Source organism: Pseudoalteromonas sp. SR41-7 (assembly GCF_014163935.1).
GTDB classification, from domain to species: domain Bacteria; phylum Pseudomonadota; class Gammaproteobacteria; order Enterobacterales; family Alteromonadaceae; genus Pseudoalteromonas; species Pseudoalteromonas distincta.
On record NZ_JACJEF010000001.1, the window covers coordinates 378,927 to 402,624 of the forward strand.

19 protein-coding genes and 1 pseudogene are annotated in these 23,698 nt (G+C 39.6%); 7 read left to right on the top strand and 13 right to left on the bottom strand.

Going from position 1 to position 23,698, the window contains the following annotated elements; genetic code table 11:
• Positions 1–326 precede the first annotated feature (326 nt).
• Both H5092_RS01720 and H5092_RS01725 read left to right on the top strand, forming a co-directional pair.
• The gene (locus H5092_RS01720; protein ID WP_002958040.1) at positions 327–572 is read left to right on the top strand and encodes a DUF4235 domain-containing protein; all 246 of its coding nucleotides are present in this window, start codon (positions 327–329) and stop codon (positions 570–572) included.
• A gap of 384 nt (positions 573–956) precedes the next feature.
• Positions 957–1,265: a hypothetical protein gene (locus H5092_RS01725; protein ID WP_024596321.1), complete on the top strand. Its 309-nt coding sequence runs from the start codon at positions 957–959 to the stop codon at positions 1,263–1,265.
• A 446-nt stretch (positions 1,266–1,711) separates the two neighbouring features.
• On the opposite strand, the gene H5092_RS01730 is transcribed toward H5092_RS01725, so the two are convergent.
• Positions 1,712–2,728, bottom strand: a complete 1,017-nt coding sequence (locus tag H5092_RS01730; RefSeq protein WP_259398352.1) for an AraC family transcriptional regulator — start codon at positions 2,726–2,728, stop codon at positions 1,712–1,714.
• A 359-nt stretch (positions 2,729–3,087) separates the two neighbouring features.
• Here H5092_RS01730 and H5092_RS01735 point away from each other — a divergent pair, with 359 nt between their 5' ends.
• Both H5092_RS01735 and H5092_RS01740 read left to right on the top strand, forming a co-directional pair.
• Positions 3,088–3,891 carry a DUF2306 domain-containing protein gene (locus tag H5092_RS01735; protein WP_259398353.1) on the top strand — a complete coding sequence of 268 codons (804 nt, stop codon included), beginning with the start codon at positions 3,088–3,090 and terminating at the stop codon, positions 3,889–3,891.
• Positions 3,892–4,205: 314 nt separating this feature from the next.
• Positions 4,206–5,354 carry a hypothetical protein gene (locus H5092_RS01740; RefSeq protein WP_182732793.1) on the top strand — a complete coding sequence of 383 codons (1,149 nt, stop codon included), beginning with the start codon at positions 4,206–4,208 and terminating at the stop codon, positions 5,352–5,354.
• Between the two features lie 226 nt (positions 5,355–5,580).
• Here H5092_RS01740 and H5092_RS01745 read toward each other — a convergent pair whose 3' ends face one another.
• From H5092_RS01745 to H5092_RS01760, 4 genes are all read right to left on the bottom strand, one after another.
• The gene (locus tag H5092_RS01745; RefSeq protein ID WP_182732794.1) at positions 5,581–5,967 is read right to left on the bottom strand and encodes a hypothetical protein; all 387 of its coding nucleotides are present in this window, start codon (positions 5,965–5,967) and stop codon (positions 5,581–5,583) included.
• Between the two features lie 767 nt (positions 5,968–6,734).
• Positions 6,735–7,064: a hypothetical protein gene (locus tag H5092_RS01750; RefSeq protein WP_182732795.1), complete on the bottom strand. Its 330-nt coding sequence runs from the start codon at positions 7,062–7,064 to the stop codon at positions 6,735–6,737.
• 27 nt (positions 7,065–7,091) lie between these two features.
• Positions 7,092–7,451: a hypothetical protein gene (locus H5092_RS01755; protein WP_182723929.1), complete on the bottom strand. Its 360-nt coding sequence runs from the start codon at positions 7,449–7,451 to the stop codon at positions 7,092–7,094.
• On the bottom strand, positions 7,451–8,473 hold the full coding sequence (locus H5092_RS01760; RefSeq protein ID WP_182732796.1) for a hypothetical protein: 1,023 nt from the start codon (positions 8,471–8,473) through the stop codon (positions 7,451–7,453). The genes H5092_RS01755 and H5092_RS01760 overlap by 1 nt, the downstream gene beginning before the upstream one ends.
• 305 nt (positions 8,474–8,778) lie before the next feature.
• Between H5092_RS01760 and H5092_RS20590 the strand changes: the two are divergent.
• Positions 8,779–9,024 (top strand): annotated as a pseudogene (locus tag H5092_RS20590) (hypothetical protein); the annotation flags it as partial.
• A gap of 142 nt (positions 9,025–9,166) precedes the next feature.
• On the opposite strand, the gene H5092_RS01765 reads toward H5092_RS20590, so the two are convergent.
• The 6 genes from H5092_RS01765 to H5092_RS01790 form a co-directional block, all read right to left on the bottom strand.
• Positions 9,167–9,859, bottom strand: coding sequence for a hypothetical protein (locus H5092_RS01765; RefSeq protein WP_149606975.1), 693 nt, complete (start codon positions 9,857–9,859; stop codon positions 9,167–9,169).
• Positions 9,837–10,484 carry a L,D-transpeptidase family protein gene (locus H5092_RS01770; protein ID WP_149606974.1) on the bottom strand — a complete coding sequence of 216 codons (648 nt, stop codon included), beginning with the start codon at positions 10,482–10,484 and terminating at the stop codon, positions 9,837–9,839. The genes H5092_RS01765 and H5092_RS01770 overlap by 23 nt, the downstream gene beginning before the upstream one ends.
• 946 nt (positions 10,485–11,430) lie before the next feature.
• A complete protein-coding gene (gene gcvP, locus H5092_RS01775) occupies positions 11,431–14,322 on the bottom strand; it encodes an aminomethyl-transferring glycine dehydrogenase (RefSeq protein ID WP_182715728.1) in 2,892 nt (963 codons plus the stop codon).
• Between the two features lie 175 nt (positions 14,323–14,497).
• Positions 14,498–14,887, bottom strand: a complete 390-nt coding sequence (gcvH, locus tag H5092_RS01780; RefSeq protein WP_002958029.1) for a glycine cleavage system protein GcvH — start codon at positions 14,885–14,887, stop codon at positions 14,498–14,500.
• 73 nt (positions 14,888–14,960) lie between these two features.
• Complete coding sequence (gene gcvT / locus H5092_RS01785; protein WP_002958027.1) at positions 14,961–16,043, bottom strand: glycine cleavage system aminomethyltransferase GcvT; 1,083 nt, start codon at positions 16,041–16,043, stop codon at positions 14,961–14,963.
• Between the two features lie 98 nt (positions 16,044–16,141).
• Positions 16,142–16,741: a hypothetical protein gene (locus H5092_RS01790; protein ID WP_002958026.1), complete on the bottom strand. Its 600-nt coding sequence runs from the start codon at positions 16,739–16,741 to the stop codon at positions 16,142–16,144.
• A 126-nt stretch (positions 16,742–16,867) separates the two neighbouring features.
• Here H5092_RS01790 and H5092_RS01795 point away from each other — a divergent pair, with 126 nt between their 5' ends.
• Both H5092_RS01795 and H5092_RS01800 read left to right on the top strand, forming a co-directional pair.
• The gene (locus tag H5092_RS01795; RefSeq protein WP_002958025.1) at positions 16,868–17,713 is read left to right on the top strand and encodes a LysR family transcriptional regulator; all 846 of its coding nucleotides are present in this window, start codon (positions 16,868–16,870) and stop codon (positions 17,711–17,713) included.
• Between the two features lie 212 nt (positions 17,714–17,925).
• On the top strand, positions 17,926–20,082 hold the full coding sequence (locus H5092_RS01800; RefSeq protein WP_182732797.1) for a TonB-dependent receptor domain-containing protein: 2,157 nt from the start codon (positions 17,926–17,928) through the stop codon (positions 20,080–20,082).
• Positions 20,083–20,292: 210 nt separating this feature from the next.
• On the opposite strand, the gene rlmB is transcribed toward H5092_RS01800, so the two are convergent.
• Both rlmB and rnr read right to left on the bottom strand, forming a co-directional pair.
• Complete coding sequence (gene rlmB / locus H5092_RS01805) at positions 20,293–21,036, bottom strand: 23S rRNA (guanosine(2251)-2'-O)-methyltransferase RlmB (RefSeq protein ID WP_002958023.1); 744 nt, start codon at positions 21,034–21,036, stop codon at positions 20,293–20,295.
• The gene (gene rnr / locus H5092_RS01810; RefSeq protein WP_182719874.1) at positions 21,033–23,528 is read right to left on the bottom strand and encodes a ribonuclease R; all 2,496 of its coding nucleotides are present in this window, start codon (positions 23,526–23,528) and stop codon (positions 21,033–21,035) included. Before rnr ends, rlmB begins: the two co-directional genes overlap by 4 nt.
• Positions 23,529–23,698 lie beyond the last annotated feature (170 nt).

The following is a 23,698-nucleotide window of genomic DNA, read 5'->3' on the forward strand; positions in this document are numbered from 1 at the left end:
TTAAAGCATAGGGTGGAAGTGTTTACTATCTGTACAGCAATGAGTGCGATAAGCCGCCTAGAAGGTAAGTTAAATTGCAGAGTTAATATCTAAAAAGAAGATTTTGAGCAGAGTTGCGCACGCTCTACAGTGGTTATTTAGCTTGTGTGTAAATGTGGTGAAAGTGTGATGTGAGTATGGTTTTAAACGACTAATTTGCATAAAACAAGAACGCCCTGATTTAAAAACGCCTCAGCCTATCGGTACGTAAATTGCTGTTATTAATATTCTTACTTAAAGAGTTATACATAAATAACGCTGCCGTTATTTATAAAAAGGAGAACATTATGAGTAATAAACAACTAATTACGACAATAGGTATAGGTCTCGCCGCTGCATCTGCAGGTATGTTAACAAGGAAAACCTTACAAAAATCGTGGGAAAAGGTTACCAACGAACCAGCTCCAAAAGATAGACCAAGCGAAGAAACAGATCTTAAAGAGGCCGTTACATGGGCAGTAGTCTCAGGTATTGGTGCGGGTGTTGCAAGAATGGCCGTACGCTACGTACTAGACAAGCGCCGCTCCAAATAAACCTACCCAATTAATACCTCTTATAAGTATTAAGCGTAGTGTGGTGAGGCGCTAAAGGCGCCTTGCGACAACCACTCCCCAGTTGTCGCAAGCAACTTGGCAAAAGCTTAGGTTAAGGTTACTTAACTATTGAGCTAAAAAATATATTAATACCCAAATCGGAGTTCAGTGATGAAACTTAAAAAGTCGGATGGCGCGGCTGCGCCACTTATCCGATCTACATAGGTTGAAAAACTGGAGGTGCCTTGCAACATGACCCTTTATTTTAAGCAGATACACTCTATTGGACATTAACTCCCTTTCAAAGTTGTTGCCTGCCTACAAGCTTGCGTATAATGCCCACATTCCGGCTGCATTTTTTAGCCGCTAACTTGGATTTTAATAATGAAAAAACTCTCTGCAGTGCAAATAAAACAGCAAGCGCTTGTACTCAATACTGCTGAAAAATTAGAAGAGCAAGGCCGCGCTGAGCTCCCAGGCATGCTGCAATGCTGGTTTGATGTGGAATATCACTTATTTCCAAGTTCACTACTGCTGTGTTTTCAGTTTGAAAACGAGCAAGCCTTAGCAGCCGCAGAGCCAGATTTATTAAAATGGCAAAAACGCTTAAGCGGCGCAATGCTTAAAAAAGGCGTGATTTTAAAGGATATGCGTAAACATTTAGTGTTTACCTTAAAAGGGCCAGATGATTAATAGAGGGTCTTAAAGGACTATAAAGCCTTACGCTCGTATTGCCTAAGCACATAAAACCATAATGAAAAGCGTTGCATTACTGCAACGGCTTTTTACTTTTATGAGCACTTAAAATAGAACCCATAAAAACCAATTTCGACTCGGGGATTTTTATTAGCAGATGATGGTAATTGGCCATAAAACAATAAGAATGCACTTCAATATTAAAACGAAGGCTTGCTTGCTCAATGCAGTATCAAAAACACTTCAGACCCTCATCACTAAAAAGGTATTTTCACGGCCTTCTCAACGTTTCATTACACGGTTAAACGTATTCTCATACTCTATTCGCAGCGGTCTAGACATAATAATTAACTCAATGAGCAATAAACTATAAATCTAGACCATTGATATGAAGTTAAAATTAGACCCTTTTGGTTTATTTACAGATAATTTAACGTAGCTGGCTAATCAACAAGCTCCCGTATACCTTTATTATAGTAGTCATCGTTTTGTTTTCGATATTCGTTAGGAATACCGCCGACAATATCTTTAAACACACGATTAAACGTAGCAAGAGAAGAAAAACCACTTTCAAGTGCAATGCTCAAAATACTCCACTCTTTGGCTTGTTCACTTGCTAATAATGTCTTCGCATAATTTACACGGTATTGGTTAATAAACAGATTAAAGTTAGCTACTTTATAGTGATAGCGAATTGCTCTACTAATTTTGTATTCCGGCACTTTGAGCGCTTGTGCAAAATCCGAAATTTTAAGGCTAGTTTGTAAAAATAACTGCTGCTCGCTCATCAGTTCAGCAATACCTCCTATTAATTCTGAGGGCACTTGCTCTTGGTGATGAACACTACCACAAGACTCTTTTACATCATCAGTATCAAAAGCAGTCTTGCTCTTACTATTGTGATTTAACTTTTGCTTATTAGTAGTAATTGCTTGAAGCAGCATAACTCCCTGCATTGCAAATACTATTAAAAGTGCAGATGAAGTTATGATAATGGGGTTATACAGCTCAATTTCAGCCGCGCTAAAAATAAACTTAGGAAAAATACTTGCATTAAACACAGCTAAAACCCAAGCGCTCCCAAAGATGACTGATTGCATTTTTTGTGACTGTGTTTTTTTACTATAACCTCTAAACGCCTCCCAAAAAGAAAGCGCAAGGATACTTGATGAAAGCAATATGGTGATCTCATTCACCCCTTGCTTTAAGCGCCACATTATATCACTGGTAGGTAAAGGCTGAGGATCAAGGCTCACTAAGTAGTGCCATGTTTGATTAAACATGATCAAGCCGGCAATGGTTGCAGCAAAAGCCACATGCCTGCGGGAAATTGGCGAATGCTCACGAAATAACGTTCTTGCAATCAGCCATGAAACATTACATGTTGCGCAAGTGAACAACCCGATTAAATATTGATACGCGCCAATACTTTGCGCACTGAGCTTTTGTGCTGCCACCATACAAAGGGAACCACAAAAAATCACAAATAAATAATTAACCAGCTGCTTATCTTTTTTCAGCGCATTTAAAAACATTAACCCCATACAAACAAAAAGAAGAAGATAATAAGGGGAATAATTTTGCATAATAGCGTGCTCTTAAAATGACGTTTTAACCAACAACGTGGCCTGAATTACATGGTACAAATTAACATGTATGTTGGCAAAAAAACTTTGTTAGTGAATGTGTCTATACCACCCTAGCTAATTACAAAAAATTATCAATATATCGTTGCTCAAATTCCGAATTTGAGAAGAAATCACCATGAAAGTCTTTATATTTGGGCTATTGAAAAGATTTCCTGGAAAAGCACATGTTAATGCAAACAATAAAAAAAACGCCCAATGAGCTACTTGAGATGAGTAAAAAAATGTGGTTCACGTGCCTTTTAATGGCACAAACCTGCTTTGTTATTTACCTCTCCTTGGGATACGGGCTTACGGGGGTCACTACGGGAATATCTGGCTGGAGTCGTATAAATAGCTCCGCCTATGTTGCCAGCGATCCCACCGGTAATTCAATGTACGCTCTGCATGTGTTACTCGCCATCATAATGATAATTGGTGGTAGCTTACAGCTAATACCTACAATAAGAGCAAAGTATACTAAGTTTCACCGCTACAATGGTCGCGTGTTCGTAATGTTAGCCTGTACCATCTCTTTAGCAGGTATGTACCTTATGATAGCCAGAGGAACCGTTGGTAACACCTTAATGCATGCGTTGACTATGCTTAGTGGTTGCGTGGTTATTTTAGCGAGTATATTAGCCGTACAAGCGGCCAGAAAGCGTAATATCACTAAACATAAAATTTGGGCGATACGTTTATATCTTGCAGCAAACGGCGTTTTATTTTTTAGGCTGATGATTTTTGCCTGGTTTTTAATGTTCGGCTCACTAGGAATTGATACTGCAACGTTTACAGGTCCAACCGTGTTAACTATTAGCGTATGTTCTTATATTATGCCGCTGCTCATAGCTGAGTTAGTCAGGTATGCAGGTAAAACGTCTAATAGAGTAATAATAATCGCCACCGCTGCTTTAATGATGTTGATATCCATTGTATTTTTAGTCGGCTTATTTGGTGTAGTGTTTGCAAGTTGGTACCCAGCGATAGTTGGCTAACATACTCAATAATCATTAAAGAAGAGAGAACGATGTAAGTGGACAAATACAGTGTAAAAAACAGTTAAAAAACGTCATCACTTAAAAAGTGTATTTTTTATTCTATTCATAGCGGTCTAGACATAGTAAGTAACTCAATGAGCAATAAACTATAATTTAGACCCTTGATATATTAAGCAAAATTTCTCTCCCCTTGGTTTTTAACAAACAACAAAAGCAAATTTCAGTCGATTCAACGTTAATTGGTTGCCCTAAGTTAGCAATAGTAGGATAGTAAATTACATATAAAACAATAGCTTTATCTTAGGAGTATTATGATCAAAGTATTATTAGCGACCAGCTTAATTGCCTCTTCATTCGCTGCTTTAAGTAATCCTTTAACTGTTGAAGAACAGCGTATCAACAAAGCCCAATCGGCAATGCCAAATGTTTTAAATGCATTTACCTCACAAGTATCAAGTTTTGAGCAACAATTTAAAGAATTAAACGACTTTAAAAGTGCAAAAGCATTAGTACAAAACTTTAGCTTTGAACTGTGGGAAAACGCCAAGCAACGCATAATAAAAACCAGTAACTACGACGACCGAGAGCTCTACTGGGCACGCCTGCTTTCAAGTAAAGTAATACGCACAACTTCACCTAAATTCTCAATTACGCAGGCTCAACTAAATACTTTACTAACCCTACTTGAGGAAGGCAGTAGAGGCCGTACCGACCTTGCTTTTTCATCAGGCAGCACTAAAAAAATATTACTAACAGGCTTTGACCCTTTTTTACTCGATAAAAACATAAACCAAAGTAACCCCTCAGGTGTTGCGGCGTTATTACTCGACGGCCAAGTTATTAATTATAACGGCATAAGCGCAGAAATAAACACCGTTATGGTGCCTGTACGCTACGAAGACTTTGATCAAGGTATAATAGAGTCGCTACTTGCCCCCTACTACGCACTTAATAATGTGGACATGGTAGTAACCGTAAGTATGGGCAGAACAGAATTTGATTTAGAGCGTTTCCCAGGTAAACGTCGCAGTGTAACCGCCCCAGATAATGCCAATATTGTATATGGTGGAACGCAAACAAGCCCAGTAATACCAAAGCTTAATGGCCGACCACTCCCAGGCAATGAGTTTGTAAAATTTAGCTTGCCTGTAACTTACATGCAACAAGCTAAAGGCCCTTATAAGGTTATCGACAATCACGAAGTCACCACGCTTGAAAAAACCTATAAAGCGGGTTCGTATGGCGAACTTAAAAATAGTATTGCGGTAAATGGCGGCGGCGGTGGTTACCTGTCTAACGAAATATCGTACCGAAGTATTCGCCTGCGAGATGCGCTTAATTCAAGTATACCTACAGGACATATTCATACCCCACGGATACAACAATTCGAACCTGAAACAGAAGCTAAAATAGTAAAACAAATAAAGGCAATGCTAGAGCAAAGCTTAGTAGCGCTATAGTTTATAACAACCAATTTAAGCGCGTAATAAAGGGCAATAATATTGCCCTTTATTCTCATGCACTCTCCCACGGTTAATCACATGGTAAATGCATTCTTAAACTTTATTCACCGTGGTCTCGACAGAGTAATTAACTCGATGAGCAATAAACTAAAAAGCTAGGTATTTGATGTCTAGTCAAAATTTAGTGCCTTTGGTTTCAATAAAGCCTTGGATAAGGTTTTTATTAATAGAAGCTTGATTCAACTTCTTTTAGAGCTTCTTCGTCTGACAATTTTGAAGCCTCACAACGAACATAACCTTTTACCCTCGAAATTATATACTTTGCGGCTCCAGCAGTTTCAACATGCTCAAACTCATCTTCTGCTGATTTGATTACGTCATAATTGCCAGCACATAACTCTTTAGCTCTACGGTTAAACGTTTCATTGGCTGCATCAAAGTTAGTCCATGGTGAAAAATTTGTTTGAGCAGTAATTTTATAGACACCATCAGCAATAATACGGTCTTTGAAGCCCCCACCTAATGAGCTTTCACCGTCTTCATTTATATTGTGATAACTAGAGCACCCTGCAAATATGAATAAACTTAAAACAGTCAGTATTTTTTTCATTATTAAAACCTATTTTTATTAATATAATTATTTAAACTTCTGCATTTTAGGGGAAGTTAAATGAAAAAAATACTATGACTTTTACCAGCCCTCATATATCTGTCTAATTGCGATGTTCAGCAAAGCTGAACATGAAATAAAAAATATGTTCTCGCGCCTTATTTCACGGTTCATAACTTGGTAAAACGCATTTTCATACTCTTTTCGCAACGCCTAGAGATAGTAATTGACCTAATGAGCAACAAACTATAAATCTAGACCTTTAATATGTAGTCAAAATTTGGCGCCTTTGGTTCCAATAGAAAGTCGACTTGCTGCACAAATATTATAGGGCTTTGGGGATCTGCATGAAGCTAAATCCTTTTACCATACTATAGAAATAATTAACCCCTCGCAGGGCGCTGAGCTTACGGGTAGCGGGAGGGGTGTTGTTACGGGTAATTATAGGGCTTAAAAGTTTAACTTCAAGATATTTGTAGCTTGGCTGATATTGGCACTAAACGATGACTGAGCCGCAAACCAATAGCCTTAATTAAACATCAATGATGCTCAATTAAAACGCTTAAACTCATATGGCGTTCTTTATTCAAGCCATGGTGTATATTCACATCAATCGACGTTATTACTAGGTGCATAGTCATATTTAAATTGAGTTAAATAATAAGAACACTTGGTTTTTGAATAAAAATATCAAGAAAACACAGCTGCCTGCTTGACTGGAACTTTCTAATGGGTGATCCCTCTGGTTTTTCTATAACCTAAAGTCATTATTCAAAAAATAATGTAGATAAAAACATTAAAAGTACGCAAAGCATAAAAATTACAAAATACACTTTAAATAGTATCGAGGCTTGAGCTGGCACCTTATTTCTATCACTTAATAAATTATAACATTTTGCATACCAATCAAATAAAAATACACTGCCATAATGAAGTAAACCATGGAGCACCATAAAAATATTTAGGGAATAATAGCGGTTTCCTGACTCTAAAATATCTTCAACTGTTCTGAGCTTTTTCTCTTTTAAATAAAAGGTTAAAGGTAAAATAATGATAAAAATGACACCTAGGCCAACACCGAAAAATATCAAATCCATTATTTAATCAACAAAGAAGAAAAACAGTCAATCTAAACCCAAATATGCAATAATGCATGCTAATAAAAACATAGAGCTAAATATTATAAATAAAATATAATAAAGCTTAAACCACACCTGTAAATTTTTCGGGACCTCTTTTCTTTTTTCTATTACTTTATAACGTCTTGCATACCAGTCGAATAGAAATATAGAACCATAGTGTAATGCTCCGCTACCAGCAGTTATGATATTTAATGAATAAAAACGGTTTCCATCATCTAGAGCATCCTCTATCAGACGTGTTTTTTTATCTTTTATAGCTATTAATATTGGTAATATTAAAAAAAAGAAAAGACCCGCAGATGTAAGAAATAGAGTTAAGAACCACAATTTAATAGGCTCCATTACTGTTCAACAACCTCATATATTAACTCGCCAGCAACCCCTCCAGCATGGCCTCCACCAAAACCTCCAAGTACACCACCTGTTCCACCCGCTACGATACCACACCACAAAAGGCTCGTTCCTCCGGATGGTAAACCAAAAACTACACTACATAATGTATAGGACCCAAGATAGCCTAACGCTGCACCTCCTAAAACTGCACCTCCAGCTTTGCCTGTCTCAACATACTTAGCCTTAGTACAAGCTTGCTCATTTCCTTCTGTGCATGCTTTTACAATATTTGCACTTGCCTCGACACCTGTCAGCGCAATCCCAACATACCCAACTCTTTTCAGGTTTTTGGCCATATTGGCTACTGTTTTATAGTTTTGGGCAAATTCAGGAATACTTTTAGCCATCCCACCTTGTTGTTGCCAATGATGTATCATGCTTTTAGAGCTTAATCCTAAATTTCGCCTTATATCACCCGCCACTAAACTTCCGCCTAAGGCTGGCTGAGCAAAGCGGCTTAGGGCTGTATCTAAACGAGTAAAAAGAAGTTTGCGCCTATGGAAAAACTGTTGGTTATTTAAATTGCCATGCGCATTGTATTGATTAACATATGTCTTTTCTAACTCCTTTAAAATCGCTTTAACTTGCCCAACGTGTGAATTCCAAGAGTTGTTAGCAACACCTAAATACAACCCATTATACTTAGCGACATTACTAAGCAGCTCATAACGCTTAGAAAGTATTTCTTTTTCATGCTCATCGAGCTCTCTTAGCTTTTTATCTACTTCAAGAGCTGAAGCCTGAAATTGCTGTTCTAGCTCAGTGCACTCCATTGTATTGATTGGCGATATCAACACGATCTGCCCTGGCTTTGCATAGCCATCAACAATATGTGAGTTTACAAATTTAAAGTGTTTAAATGTCTTTTCAGAAGGGGTGTTATAAAGTGCGATTATTAAAGCATCTATACTCATTCGCTTTTCTACAATATGAATCGCGTAGTCGTTTGGTACTAAGAATTGATCAGTCATATTCGCTCCTTGCGTTATTAATTACTCTAAAAAGCATACTACATCATGTAGTTTTTTTACATATCTCAATGCTTACATATATTAAAAAATGAATCAATAAAACACCCTAGGATAATTAGAAATACAATCTATAAAAATTATATTAATTTGTACAAAGGAGATGAGAGCTGTTCACGTCATTAAACAATACGAATGCACTTCAATATTAAAGCAAAGGCTTGCTTGATCAATGCAGTAAAAAAAACATCTAAAATCGTCATCACTCAAGAAGGTATTTTCACACCCTATTCCAATGTTCATCGCATGATAAAACCTATAAAGCCGGTTCGTACGGCGAGCTTAAAAATAGTATTGCGGTTAATGGCGGCGGCGGTGGTTACCTATCTAACGAAATATCGTACCGAAGTATTCGCCTGCGCGATGCGCTTAATTCAAGTATACCTACAGGGCATATTCATACTCCACGAATACAACAATTCGAACCTGAAACAGAAGCTAAAATAGTAAAGCAAATAAAGGCAATGCTAGAGCAAAGCTTAGTCGCACTATAGTTTATAACTACCAATTTAAGGGCGTAAAAAAGGGCAATAACATTGCCCTTTTATAACCCGCATTAAGCAAAGTGTTCAATACATCAAAATCCAAGATCATTTAGTCTATTAAAATAGATACAGTATTTTAATCTATTAACTTCTATAGCTCACACAACGACATTTCATGTTTTGGTTTTGCTATTTTTTTACTTGTTAGTGTTTTTCCTGTTTCTGTATCAAGGGTTATAACATCCCAATTTTGGTTTTTATTGGTTGTTATTAATACTTTTAAGTTCCCCTTACACAGCTTTGGTGGAATGTTTATTTCAGTCCAAGATAATTCAATATCCCATGTACCATCCAGCCTATAGCAACTGCCTGTATTCATAGAGCTAAGCTTTGCCCACCCGCGTGGATGGCAAGCAATTAAATAAGGTTTTACAGCTACCACTGTAGACTTAGGCTTAACTTTAAAGTCTGTTGAGGTTAGACCATTCTCTTCAATTTGAAGAGCATCTCCTGCTGAACTAATAACATAAAAGTTATTATTAGCTTTGAAAAATTGTGACGCATAACCTCTTGTTAAAGACCAGTATTTTATTGGTTCCTTGTTATAGGGAATAAAACTCACATATGATGCATTACTACCATTTATTATTTTATAACCTCCGAGTAACCAGCCATTATTTGAGTCAAAAACAGTAGATACGCTATCAAGTTCAATAGATACTTCATTACCGTTAGGTAGCAAGTACATACTTGCAGCAAGCAGGTTATTACTAAATAAAAAAAAAGCACTCATCGTCACTGATAAAATGCAGATACTTTTATTAATTTGATTTATAACGTTCATGATATTTATATACCGTAAATGAAGTGCCTCGTTTAAAAGCACCTATGGTGAATAAGCGATCTCTATCGTTAGGTTTTAAATGAATACACCCATGTGAAGGTACCAATCGAACAGTCGAACCGGTTGTTTTTTCGGCTTCGTTCTCTGGCGTAGTGTGAAACATTTGCCCTGATAGACGCTCTTTTCCATCAAGTATTTTATTCCCATTAATATCTTTAAACCAACGAATAGCAGTAGGCCCGAAATCATTGAACACCCACTTGTCAGGTACCACCTCTTCTCCATACAATTCTTTATGCATTTCCATAATCGCACTACGTACAGGTAGTTTATATAACTGATTTAGACTTCCCCACTTACCACTTGGTAAGGCATACCAAATATCTCCTTTTGCAGGCATATCTTTCAACTTAGTACCCCAAGTTAGTTTTGATGTAGGCCAAGTAGGTGTTCTATAAGCTTCTGTTTTGTCTATTATATAATGACCTGCCGTAGTCGGCTCTTCGGCCATATTGGGATCATTACCAATTTGTGGAGGGCCTCCCATCGCTTCAAATTGAGCGAATTTCAAACCATTTTGCTTTATAACCAAAAGGTCCTGACCTGGATAAAAATGAACTTCCATATGAACTTAAACTCCATTTACTTATAATTTTATTTTCCTGAGACCTAAATAGAGGTATTTACATTAGGTCAGACAGCTAATTTTTTATACAACATTACTGTACCTAATAACCTAGTACACGTAAATAACTCATAAAAAAAGCCTATGCCACATCTAGTATCTTTTATCCTAGGAAAATAATCTTATGCTTGGATTCGTCAGAAAATCAACAGGGGGGTGCCCCCTTTGGTTTCCTTATAGTTTATAACTACCAATTTAAGCGCATAAAAAAGGGCAATAACATTGCCTTTTATTTTCTCACGCACTCTCCCACGGTTAATCACATGGTAAACACATTCTTAAACTCTATTCGTCGTGGTCTAGACAGAGTAATTGACTCGATGAGCAATAAACTAAAAAGCTAGATATTTGATGTGTAATAAAAATTTAGTGCCTTTGGTTTTACAGTTAACTGAGGGCTTAATTAACTCTTAATTTATTTAATGCTATTCCAGATAGGTAACTCTTGCCAATTATCTGGAAAGCCCATTTCTGTTACGTCTACATTATAAGTATCAATTAAACTAGCTAACTTTTGCTTCAAATGATTGTTAGGGCTAATTAATCCATAAAGTAAGCACACATAAATAGTATCGAATTAACTTTAAAAAAGAGCTTTGCAGGAGCACTGTATTATCTCAAGCTTTAGCTATAAGTAATTGCGACTGTAACTGTGAATTTAGATAAATAATTATCGGTTTAAATAATAATTATAAATTTAAATGTTTTTATTTAGATAAAGAAATACAGGTACCAATGACAAACTTAATTCAAATAGTTTCATTCTTTATACGAGAGCTACATTCAACAATAAAAAAAGGTGAGCTATAAAAGCTCACCTTCTTTGTTCATTCGCAAACTTATTTATACGCATTCGCAAACTTATTTATCATGAACATCTCTGCTCTTAGTCGCGATAAGTCTCTACCGCTGGGCATGAACATACCAAGTTACGGTCGCCGTATACGTCATCAATACGTGTAACGGTTGGCCAGAACTTGTTTTTAGCTACTGCAGGCACTGGGAATGCAGCGTAAAAACGGTCGTATGCGCGGTCCCATTCGTTACCTAACACGTCGCCTTGTGTATGCGGTGCAAACACTAGCGGGTTATTTTCGATTGACCATTCGCCAGAAATTACTTTTTCAATTTCGCCTTTAATTGACACCATTGCTTCGATAAAGCGATCAATCTCACCTTTTGATTCAGACTCAGTTGGCTCAATCATTAATGTGCCAGCTACTGGGAACGACATAGTTGGTGAATGGAAGCCGTAATCTTGCAAGCGCTTAGCTACGTCCATTTCAGTAATGCCTGATTGCTCTTTAAGCGGGCGTAAGTCAACAATACATTCGTGAGCAACACGGTTGTTACGACCACGGTATAAAATTGGGAAGTGCTTGCTTAGCTCATGCGTTAAGTAGTTAGCATTAACGATTGCCATTTCAGTGGCTTGCTTTAAGCCCTCGCTGCCCATCATGGTGATGTAAGCCCATGAAATAGGTAAAATAGCAGCTGAGCCATAAGGCGCTGCCGATACCGCACCGTTACCGATGTTAGTACCTGGTACGTTAATTACGCTGTGGTTTGGCATAAACGGCGCAAGATGCGATTTAACACCAATTGGGCCTACACCTGGACCACCGCCACCGTGTGGAATACAAAATGTTTTATGCAAGTTTAAGTGCGATACGTCTGAGCCAATAAAGCCTGGGCTTGTTACGCCAACTTGCGCGTTCATGTTTGCGCCATCCATGTAAACTTGGCCGCCGTGCTCATGAATAATGTCACAAATTTCGCGAATTGTTTCTTCATATACGCCATGCGTAGACGGGTATGTGATCATGATACACGATAAGTTTTCAGACACTTCCTCAGCTTTTGCTTTAAGGTCTGCCATGTCTACGTTACCGTTTTTGTCGCAGTTAACTACCACAATTTTCATGCTCGCCATTTGCGCTGATGCAGGATTAGTACCGTGCGCAGAGCTTGGGATTAAACATACATTACGGTGTACGTCGCCGCGTGACTCGTGGTATTTACGAATCGCGATTAAGCCTGCGTATTCACCTTGCGCGCCAGAGTTTGGCTGAAGCGATACTGCATCGTAACCGGTAATGTTTACTAGCCAGTCGTGAAGCTCGCCAATCATTATTTGGTAACCCTCTGCTTGATCAAGCGGGCAGAATGGGTGAAGGTTTGCAAACTCAGGCCACGTAATTGGGATCATCTCTGCGGTCGCGTTTAGTTTCATGGTACATGAGCCTAACGAGATCATTGAGTGATTAAGCGATAAGTCTTTGCTTTCTAGTCGCTTAATGTAGCGAAGCATGTCTGTTTCGCTGTGGTAGCTGTTAAAGTTTGGATGCGTTAGTACTTCGTCATCACGTACTAAACTTGCAGGGATAGACTCGCTGCCATTTGCTTCAACGTCGGCTGCAATAGCGTCAACACTTAGGCCATGGCCTTCGCCTAAAATAATATCAAATAACTCAGTAATATCGGCACGTGTTGTTGTCTCTGATACCGAAATTGAGTACTCGCCTTCGTGGTTTGTTGCAAAATTTACGCCTTTTGCAATTGCACGCGCTATTACGTCGTCTTTGTTGTCGCTTACTACTGTAAGGGTATCAAACCAAGTGCTGTGCTTAAGTGCGATGCCTTTAGCTTTAAGGCCACTTGCTAAAATATCAGCAAAGCGATGTATACGCTGCGCGATAGTTTTTAAGCCTTGTGGGCCGTGGTACACCGCGTAAAACGCTGCCATGTTGGCAAGTAATACTTGTGCTGTACAAATGTTTGAGTTGGCCTTGTCGCGGCGAATGTGTTGTTCGCGCGTTTGCATTGCCATACGTAGTGCGTCGTTACCTAAACGGTCTTTAGATACACCAATAATACGACCTGGTAATGAACGTTTGTATGCGTCACGTGTTGCAAAAAATGCAGCGTGTGGACCGCCGTAACCCATAGGTACGCCAAAACGCTGAGCCGAACCAAGTACTACGTCTGCGCCTAGTTTACCCGGCGCTTTTAACAGTAATAAACTCATTATGTCGGCAGTAACACAGGCAATGGCCTTTTTGCTTTGTACGCCAGCAATTAGGTCAGTTATGTCTACCACTTCGCCTGATGTAGTTGGGTATTGGAACAATGCGCCAAAAATGTCGTGGTTTACGGCATCTTCTGCTTTACCTACAATTATTTCAAAACCAAACTGCTCGGCACGCGTTGTTACTACGTCGATTGTTTGTGTGTGTACGTCGTCGGCAATAAAAAAGGCATTGGCTTTTTTAGCTTTTGATACGCGTTTTGCAAGGCCCATAGCCTCTGCAGCCGCTGTTGATTCGTCAAGTAGTGACGCGCTTGCTAAATCAAGACCAGTTAAATCTAGGGTCATAGTTTGGAAGTTTAATAATGATTCTAAACGCCCTTGAGCAATCTCTGGCTGATACGGTGTGTACGCTGTATACCAACCTGGATTTTCTAGTACGTTACGTAAAATTACGTGCGGTACGTTAGTTGGGTGGTAGCCTTGGCCAATGTACGATTTGAAAACTTTATTTTTGCTTGCTACTGATTTTAAGTAGCTTAGTGTTTCAACTTCAGTACGGCTTTGTCCAACTGTTAGCGGTTGCTCTAGACGAATGCTAGCCGGTACAGTTTGGTCAATGAGCTCTTGCACACTCGATACTTCTAAAGCACTTAGCATATCGCTTACTTGTGCTGGGCTTGGCCCAATATGGCGACGAATAAAATCTTGCTTTTGCTCTAGTTCTTCAAGAGATTTGGCGTTTGACATGTGTCCAGATTCCTATGATCCAAAAAATGTGGCTACTGCTGATGGGTAAACAGCAATAACTTAAAATTCTTATGATTTAACAGCTTACTTTGTATGGAAAAGTTAACTGTAAAATCATAAAAGCCCCGATATCTAAATAAAACACGCGGGGCTTTTAGTTATCTACAAAGAATAATTATTCTTCGTCGATAGTGTGCGAGTAACCTTCAGCGTCTAATAAGTTGTCTAGCTCAGACTCGTCAGATGCTTTAATACGGAATAACCAACCGTCGCCGTAAGCGTCGTTGTTTACTGTTTCAGGTGAGTCTTCAAGTTCTTCGTTAATAGCAACAATTTCGCCACTGATAGGTGCGTAAATGTCTGATGCTGCTTTAACTGACTCTGCTACTGCACAGTCTTCGCCAGCGTCTACTTCGTCGCCAACTTCTGGTAATTCAACAAATACCATGTCGCCAAGAAGTTCTTGTGCATGCTCAGAAATACCAACAGTAAATGTACCGTCGCCTTCGTTACGAACCCACTCGTGTGAAGGTGCGTATTTTAACTCGCTAGGAATGTTGCTCATTTTATTTGTCCTTTGGTTTATATTGGGAGGATATCAATCACTGTAATTACACTGATTGATATAACCAAATTATTTAAATTATTGATTTACCGTTACGTACAAAGCTAGGCTTTACTACTTTAACGTTTACTAATTTTTTACGCATTTCTACTTGAGCTGTATCGCCTGTTGAACGTGGTACACGTGCAAGGGCTACACTAAAACCAAGTGTTGGTGAGAAAGTACCTGAGGTAATAACCCCTTCACCACCATCAACAATTACTTTAGAACCGCTACGCAAAACGCCTTTTTCTTCAAACACTAAGCCAACTAGTTTGTCAGTGCTTTTTTCTGCGCGTTGCTTAACAAGTACGTCACGACCAATAAAGTCACGATCTTCTGGTTCCCATGCAATGGTCCATGCCATGTTAGCTGCAAGTGGTGATACGCTTTCGTCCATATCTAGGCCGTAAAGGTTCATACCTGCTTCTAAACGTAGCGTGTCGCGTGCACCTAAACCAGCAGGCTTAACACCTGCGTCTAGCAGTTGTTGCCATAAATCGGCTGCTTGGTCGTTCGGTACTACTATTTCGTAACCGTCTTCGCCAGTATAACCCGTTGTGGCAATAAATAAATCACCTACTTGAACACCAAAAAATGGCTTCATACCTTCAACAGCGGCTTGTTGCTCAGCATTTAAAAGAGTAGCTGTTTTTGCTTTAGCGTTAGGGCCTTGCACTGCAATCATTGCAAACTCTGGGCGCTCTGTAACAGTTACGTCAAAGTCGCTCGATACGTTAGCTAAATGCGCTAGGTCTTTTTCGCGCGTCGCTGAGTTAACAACTAGGCGGTAAAACGTTTCACTAAAGAAATAAATAATTAAGTCGTCTATTACACCGCCTTGCTCGTTAAGCATGCCTGTGTAAAGCGCTTTGCCTGGTACGGTTAATTTTGCAACGTCGTTAGCTACTAGCTTACGTAAAAATGCTTTTGCTTGAGGCCCTTCAATATCAACAATAGTCATGTGTGATACGTCAAACATACCAGCGTCGGTACGTACGCTATTGTGTTCTTCTATTTGTGAGCCGTAGTTGATTGGCATTTCCCAGCCATGAAAATCAACCATTTTTGCGCCCGCTTCTAGGTGCTTAGCATGTAGTACAGTTTTAGAAGTCATAACATTCCTTCACGTTTAAATTAACCCTGTTTAGGGCGTGGCTTAAATAGATATAAAAACAGGTAAACATTGTTATGCTCGCCTGTTGTTTTTATTCGTTATGCGGCTTCACTATGCATAAGTGCAAAGCCTTGCGCTTGCATGTAGCTTTGCCATTTTTGTAATTCTTGTTGTTTAGCTACTAATACAAAGTGTTGTTCGTCGTTTTTATCAATGGCGGTAATAAATACATCACCGCTTTGTGCACCGTAGCAAAGTTGCGCGTCAGAAAGGCGCAAACCTGGTGTTAATTTAAAAGCATTAACTAGGGTATCAAATGCGTTGTCGCCACTTAAAATAAAGCTTGCTAGGTCGGTGCGTACTACATAATCAATATCAAAACGTAATTGCTGCTCGTTTATAAGCGCTTGTAGTTGAAGGCTTGCGTTGTGTGGTAGTACGAATCTAAAGGCGGTTTCGCTAAAGTAATAAACAGCAAAACTGTAGTCAGAATTATAGTCGCCATCAAGCGTGCCTTTTAAGCCTAAACCGCTGGCGGTAAGCTTAGTTAAATCAAGGCCTAAAATAGTGCTTAAAAATACACTGGTTTCGGTTCCGCTAAAATCCATTACAACGTGATTGTTGTTAGTTTGCAAAGCGTTAGTAACCGCACTACTTGCGTTGCTGTGGCGGGCAAACATTATTGGGTTAAAAGTCATAACAGACACCTGTGTATTTTCGATTACAAAAGTATATTGCCCACGTCTATCAACAACAAATTGTAATTATTTATCAATTGATAAATAATACTTATATATATGGCTATATAAATTGTAATTTTAAATATGAAAAACATATCAACAGACGGTTTACGTACTTTTGTAATGGTAGTTGAAATAGGTGGCTTTGCTAAAGCAGGCGATTTACTTGGCCTGTCGCAACCTGCTGTAAGTTTGCAAATCAAGCGCTTAGAAGACGTGCTTGGCTATAAACTATTTAAAAAACAAGGGCAGCGCCAAGTATTAAACCAGTACGGCGAGCTATTATTGCCTATGGCAAAACAAATGATGCAACACAACGATGCTATTTTGCAGCAGTTCACCTCAGAAAACATTGCAGGTAAAGTGCGCTTGGGTATTCCGAGCGAATTTGCAGCGCGTATTTTACCCTCAATTATTGGCGACTTTGTGGCGCTCTACCCTGAGGTGTCGTTAGAGGTTAAGTCGCGTTTAAGTAAGCATTTGCTTTCGGCTTCTCGCCAAGATCAGTTTGATTTAGTACTTGCGCTAAATGAGCGACTCAACTCTGATAAGTTTCCTATTTTTATGCAAGACGAACTAGTGTGGGTGGGCGACCTGTCACTTGCGCATAATGAGGTGGTTACCCTAGTTACCGCACCAGAGGGATGTATTTATCGTCGCCGTGCTACTGATGCATTAAAAAGTGCAGGCATTAAATACCGAATAGTTTATAGCAACGCCGATTTAACCGGCCTTATTGCTGCATTAAAAGAAGGCTTAGGTATTACGGTACTTGCCAAAAGTACAGTACCGAGTGAGCTTAACTATCAGGTTCAAACCAAGCATTTACCAGCTCTTGGTAATATTGGTATTAGTTTGGTTAAAAGTTCGGGTGAGTCGGAAAATGCGGTAGATAAACTCGCTGAATTTATAGCTCTACGCTTGGGCTAGCGCTTACGTAGCACATATAATTCGTTCAGCCTTTATAGCTAGTAAAGCAATTACAAAATAATACAAAAGAAACAATTTAGTTAATTAAGTTGCATAAGCAGGTGTTTTTAGTTCTATTAAACTGAATAATTAAATAGTTAATAACATTGATTCGTATTCGTTAACGTGTTCAAATTGCGCCAATTAAGATAATTGACATGATTAGGAACACAATGAACCCTAAGTTTTTAGTATCTACTTTAGCAACTGCGGTTGCTTTGTCTTTTAGTGCTACTGCAATAGCAAAAGACACCAGCAATAAAGAACAACGCTTTGAACAAATTACTGTTATTGGCTCTCAGCAAGCAATTAACGATATTCCTGGTTCGGCTACGTTTATTTCTGAAGAAGATCTTCAAAAATTCCAGTTTACCGATATTTCTCGCGTTTTAGCGTCTGTTCCGGGCGTTTACGTGCAAGAAGAAGACGGTTATGGCCTTCGTCCTAATATTGGTATGCGCGGTACAGGTACTGGCCGTAACGATAAAATATCAGTAATGGAAGACGGTGTATTAGTTGCACCAGCACCATATTCAGCACCTTCTGCATACTACTTCCCTACTATGGGTCGTATGGAATCTATTGAAGTATTAAAAGGCGCAGCCTCAGTTAAGTACGGCCCGCGTACTACAGGTGGTGTTTTAAACTTACTTTCGCGCAGTTTACCAACTGAGCCAAATAGCTCAAAAGGTATGGTAGATGCAGCCCTTGGTAGCGACGGTTACTACAAAGGCCACGCTTACTTTGGTAAAGAAAAAAATAACACAGCGGGTTTAATTGAAGTATTTACTTACGGCGCAGACGGCTTTAAAGAGCTGCCAGTAGGCAATGACAACACCGGCTTTGAAAAAACAGATTTACTATTAAAGTTTGGCCATACGTTTGGTCAAAACGATGCGCATAATCTTGAGCTAAAAATTAAGTACTCTGACGAAACATCAGACGAAACATACATGGGCTTAACTGACGAAGACTATCAAGAAAGTCCTTACCGTCGTTATGCTGCATCGCAAAACGATGAAATGAATACGCGCCACAACGCATACCAACTTAACTACGCGTACCGTTTTGGTGATGGCTATGAGTTTTTAGCTACGGCTTACTTAAACGATTTTCATCGTAACTGGTATAAAGCCAGCAGCGTAGGCTTAAGTACTCTTGAGCAGTACAGCGATTTTGAAGCAAACCCTACAAGCGAAGGTATTGAAGGTATTGGCGTTAAAGCTAATAACCGCGACTACCAAGCTAAAGGTATTCAGTCTGAATTACATATTCCTGCAGGCGATCACTATGTGACTGTTGGCGTACGTTACCACGAAGACGAAATGGATCGTTTTCAGTGGGAAGACCAATACACACTTAATCAAGACCTAAGCTTAACACTTACAGAGCAAGGCGTTCCGGGCTCAGACAGCAACCGCGTAGATAGCGCAGAAGCAAGCACCTTGTTTATTCAAGACGAGTGGACAATTGATGCATTAGTAGTAAGTGCAGGCCTTCGTTATGAAGACATTACTATTACGCGTGAAGAGTGGTCTAAATCAGATCCAACACGCAGCAACGGTTTAACTAAAGATGTGTCGAACGACACTGAAATTTTAGTGCCGTCACTAGGTGCTACTTACACGCTTAACGAAAACGTAACGCTACTTGCGGGCATTCAAAAAGGGTATGCACCAGCAGCACCTGGTAATGCTGACCAAGAAGAAGAAGAAAGTGTAAACATTGAGTTTGGCTCTCGCTTTAATATGGATGGCTTTAGCGGTGAAGTAATTGCCTTTTACTCAGACTACGACAACATGCACGGTAACTGTACTGCAGCGGTTGGTTGTAGCGACGACAACATTGGCGACCAATACAACTACGGTGAAGTAGAAGTAGCGGGTTTTGAATTTAGTGCAGCACGTACGTTTGCAACTGATACAGCTATGTTCCCAGTTAAATTAACGTATACCTACACAGACTCTGAGTTTAAAAACGATTTTGATTCAGAAATTTGGGGCGCGGTAGAAAAAGGCGATGCAATGCCTTACGTACCAGAAAACCAAGTAGCGTTATCGTTAGGTGCTGAGTTTTCTGCGTTTGTAGTTAACAGCCAAATACGTTACGTATCTGATGCGCATGCTAACTTAACTGAGGCGGGCTTAAACGCAATTGATAGCCGCGTAGTATGGGATTTAGCTGCTAAATACTTAATCGATGAAAATCAAAAAGTATACCTAAGCGTTGATAACTTGTTTGATAAAACATACGTTGCTAACCGTTCAAACGGTGGCATTCAGCCAGGTAAGCCGAGGACTGTACAGATGGGCTACACTTACTCATTCTAACGAGTTAAATAGCTCTCTAGCAGCGTTAAAAATAACTCATATAAGAACAACTATATTTCGTTATTTTTGTCTTGCTATAGAGTTATTTTCCTATCGCTATAATAGAGTATCAATTGATATAAAATTAAAAGCGTAAATTACAGACACAAAAAAGCCGAGATTGAATTTCAATCTCGGCTTTTTAATACATAAAACTTATCGTTTTATATATTAGTTATTTGCGTTACGTTGGCGTAATACTTCAAACAAACAAATACCCGTGGCTACCGATACGTTTAAGCTTGAAACAGTACCCGCCATTGGGATTTTAACGAGCATATCGCAATGCTCACGCGTTAAGCGTCGCATGCCCTCGCCTTCTGCGCCCATAACAATAGCCATTGGCCCTGTTAAGCTTGCATCAAATACGTGATTATCAGTTTCGCCAGCGGTACCTACAACCCATACGCCTGCATCTTTAATTTCGCGAAGCGTACGTGCAAGGTTAGTCACTTGAATAAGCGGTACTGTTTCGGCTGCACCACAGGCCACTTTACGTGCAGTACCGTTAAGCTTAGCCGACTTATCTTTAGGTACAATCACAGCGTGGACACCTGCCGCGTCTGCACTACGTAGGCATGCGCCTAAGTTATGCGGATCGGTAATACCATCAAGCACAAGTAAAAACGGTGTGTCTTCACGAGCGATTATCGCATCAAGATCTTTTTCATTAAACGTTGGCGCTGCTTTTACGTTAGCAATAATACCTTGATGCTGCTCACCTTTTGATTTGCTATCAAGGGCTTTACGCTGCATAAACTGTACTGAAATACCAAATTTACGTGCTTCATCAATAATCGGAGTTGAGCGTTTGTCGTCACGACCTTTAAGGGCGTAAATTTCTACAAAGCGCTCTGGTTCGCTTTCTAAAATTGCTTCAACAGAATGAAAGCCAAAAATTAATTCATTACTCACGTATTGTCTGCTCCTGGGCTAGTACGTTTGCGGGCATTTTTGCCTGCTCTTTTAGGCTTTTTAACGGCCTTCTTCTTTGGTTTTTTCTTTACGGCAGAGTCTGCTGCTTTTTTATCTGCAGGTTTTGTTGCAGACTTATTTGCAGGCTTGCCTTTATCTTTATTTGCTGGCTTTTTTTTACCTTTTGGTTTGTCATCGCTGTGCGACTTTTTACCTGGTACTTTGCCTGCTTTTAATTGCGAACGCACACTTGCTGGCGCATGCTCAGACTTACCTGAACCTTTTTTTGGTGCACGACGACGTGAGTATCTGTCTTGTGCAACATCGCCTTTAAGCGTTAAGTTTATACGGCGATCGTCTAAACTAACCGACGCAACTTTTACTGTTACTTTATCGCCAAGGCGATAAATTTTGTGAGAGTGCTCACCTATTAGGGTGTGTTTTGCAGCATCATGCGCAAAAAACTCGTCGCCTAAATTAGTAACGTGAATAAGCCCATCAATTTGTAAATCGTCTAAACGAATAAACAAACCAAAATTGGTAACCGATGAAATAACACCATCAAACTCTTCACCTACATGGTCTTGCATAAACTCACATTTAAGCCAATCAGCTACTTCGCGAGTTGCATCGTCAGCACGACGCTCTGTTGTAGAACACTGCTCACCTAGTTGATCAACTTCATCGTCGGTATAAGCGTATTCGCCAGACGTTTGCTGACCTTGTGCTTTTATTACTGCTTTAATAGCACGATGCACTACTAAATCTGGGTAACGACGTATTGGCGATGTAAAATGCGCGTAAGCCGATAACGCTAAACCAAAGTGACCAATGTTATCTGGCTGATATACAGCTTGTTTCATTGAACGCAGTAACATAGTTTGAATAAGTTCAGCTTCTGGGCGGTCACCTAGTCGCGCTAATACTTGCGTTATTTCTTTTGGTGTTGGCTCGTCGCTTAATGTACTTTCAATACCTAACTCGCCTAAAAACTTAGTAAAGTTACCTAGTTTTTCTTGGTCTGGTTCGTCATGCACACGATAAAGCGCGCTTGCTTCGTGCTTTTCAAGAATTTTAGCCGCTGATACGTTGGCTAAAATCATACATTCTTCAATGAGTTTGTGCGCGTCGTTACGAATAACAGGCACTATTGATTCTATTTTACGCTGAGCGTTAAATACAAAACGTGTTTCTAGGGTTTCAAACTCTATGGCACCACGGTCTTGGCGTGCAGCTTTAAGTGCCATGTACATTTGCTGTAAATCAGTTAAATGTGGCACAACGGCTGAGTATTCTTCGCGTAGTTTTTCGTCGTTTTGTAAAATGGCATTTACTTTGGTGTAAGTTAAACGTGCATGCGAGTTCATTATCGCTTCGTAAAACTTATAACCCGAAAGTTTACCCGCACTCGACACGGTCATTTCGGCAACCATACATAAGCGATCTACTTTTGGATTAAGCGAACATAATCCGTTAGAAAGCACTTTTGGTAGCATCGGAATTACTTGCTCAGGGAAATACACTGAGTTACCACGCAAAATTGCTTCTTTGTTAAGCGGCGTGTTCATTCCTACGTAATGCGATACATCAGCAATGGCAACCCATAAGCGCCAGCCACCTGATTTTTTAGGTTCACAATATACGGCGTCATCAAAGTCGCGTGCATCTTCGCCATCAATAGTTACAAGTGGTAAATCACGTAAATCTACGCGACCTTTTTTGTCAGCTTCTTCAACAAATTCACCTAGGTGAGCAACTTGTGCTTCAACTTCTTCTGGCCATACATGTGGAATATCGTGATTGCGCAGTGCAACTTCAATTTCCATACCTGGGGCTAAATGCTCACCAAGTACATCTATAACTTTACCTACCGCGTTCATGTTACGGCTTGGATTTTGCGTAATTTTAACCTGCACCATTTGGTTATGGCGGGCACCGTTTTCGTTGCCTGGTAAAATCATTATATCTTGCGTTATGCGCGGGTCTTCAGCGACTACAACAGCAACACCGTGCTCAACAAAGTAACGGCCAACAATTGGCGCGCGCTCGTTAGTAAGCACTTTTATAATACGTGCATCGCATTTTGAGCCAGAACCACGTTTAGTGCCTTTAGCTAGTACAATGTCGCCATGTAACACCATATTCATTTGGTGCTTAGCAATAAACCAATCTTTACTCTCGCCTTCAACTTCTAAAAAGCCGAAACCGTCTCTGTGGCCTATTACTTTGCCTTTGGTTAAACCGGCTTCGTCAATTAGGGCGTAGCATTTAAATTTATTGAAATACAGCTGTCCGTCACGCTCCATAGCGCGAAGGCGGCGTTTAAATGCTATTTGGCGTTCGTCATCGTTTACTGCTAGTTCTTCACATAATTGCGCGTAGTTAGCAGGCTTTGAACGCTCTTGAAGGTGAGTAAGTATAAACTCACGACTAGGGACTGGGTTTTCGTACTTTTCTTGTTCTCGACTGAGATTTGGATCTTGGTTTGACATTCACTATCTTGTTAGTTGGTTATGTAGGTATTTTAACCCATATAGTTATAATGAGACAGGTAAAAGCTATTAAACTTTTAAGAAAGCACTTTTACCTTGCTGTATAGTTTAAAAATCTAGCGCAATGGGGCTTAACGATCCCTTAACTGCAAAGTGTTTAGTCATCTCGT

Excerpts from the sequence above, each read along its gene's own strand:
- H5092_RS01720 (WP_002958040.1), top strand. The coding sequence starts at position 327 with ATGAGTAATAAACAACTAATTACGACAATAGGTATAGGTCTCGCCGCT.
- H5092_RS01725 (WP_024596321.1), top strand. The coding sequence starts at position 957 with ATGAAAAAACTCTCTGCAGTGCAAATAAAACAGCAAGCGCTTGTACTC.
- H5092_RS01730 (WP_259398352.1), bottom strand. The coding sequence starts at position 2,728 with ATGGTGGCAGCACAAAAGCTCAGTGCGCAAAGTATTGGCGCGTATCAA.
- H5092_RS01735 (WP_259398353.1), top strand. The coding sequence starts at position 3,088 with ATGCAAACAATAAAAAAAACGCCCAATGAGCTACTTGAGATGAGTAAA.
- H5092_RS01740 (WP_182732793.1), top strand. The coding sequence starts at position 4,206 with ATGATCAAAGTATTATTAGCGACCAGCTTAATTGCCTCTTCATTCGCT.
- H5092_RS01745 (WP_182732794.1), bottom strand. The coding sequence starts at position 5,967 with ATGAAAAAAATACTGACTGTTTTAAGTTTATTCATATTTGCAGGGTGC.
- H5092_RS01750 (WP_182732795.1), bottom strand. The coding sequence starts at position 7,064 with ATGGATTTGATATTTTTCGGTGTTGGCCTAGGTGTCATTTTTATCATT.
- H5092_RS01755 (WP_182723929.1), bottom strand. The coding sequence starts at position 7,451 with ATGGAGCCTATTAAATTGTGGTTCTTAACTCTATTTCTTACATCTGCG.
- H5092_RS01760 (WP_182732796.1), bottom strand. The coding sequence starts at position 8,473 with ATGACTGATCAATTCTTAGTACCAAACGACTACGCGATTCATATTGTA.
- H5092_RS01765 (WP_149606975.1), bottom strand. The coding sequence starts at position 9,859 with ATGAACGTTATAAATCAAATTAATAAAAGTATCTGCATTTTATCAGTG.
- H5092_RS01770 (WP_149606974.1), bottom strand. The coding sequence starts at position 10,484 with ATGGAAGTTCATTTTTATCCAGGTCAGGACCTTTTGGTTATAAAGCAA.
- gcvP (WP_182715728.1), bottom strand. The coding sequence starts at position 14,322 with ATGTCAAACGCCAAATCTCTTGAAGAACTAGAGCAAAAGCAAGATTTT.
- gcvH (WP_002958029.1), bottom strand. The coding sequence starts at position 14,887 with ATGAGCAACATTCCTAGCGAGTTAAAATACGCACCTTCACACGAGTGG.
- gcvT (WP_002958027.1), bottom strand. The coding sequence starts at position 16,043 with ATGACTTCTAAAACTGTACTACATGCTAAGCACCTAGAAGCGGGCGCA.
- H5092_RS01790 (WP_002958026.1), bottom strand. The coding sequence starts at position 16,741 with ATGACTTTTAACCCAATAATGTTTGCCCGCCACAGCAACGCAAGTAGT.
- H5092_RS01795 (WP_002958025.1), top strand. The coding sequence starts at position 16,868 with ATGAAAAACATATCAACAGACGGTTTACGTACTTTTGTAATGGTAGTT.
- H5092_RS01800 (WP_182732797.1), top strand. The coding sequence starts at position 17,926 with ATGAACCCTAAGTTTTTAGTATCTACTTTAGCAACTGCGGTTGCTTTG.
- rnr (WP_182719874.1), bottom strand. The coding sequence starts at position 23,528 with ATGTCAAACCAAGATCCAAATCTCAGTCGAGAACAAGAAAAGTACGAA.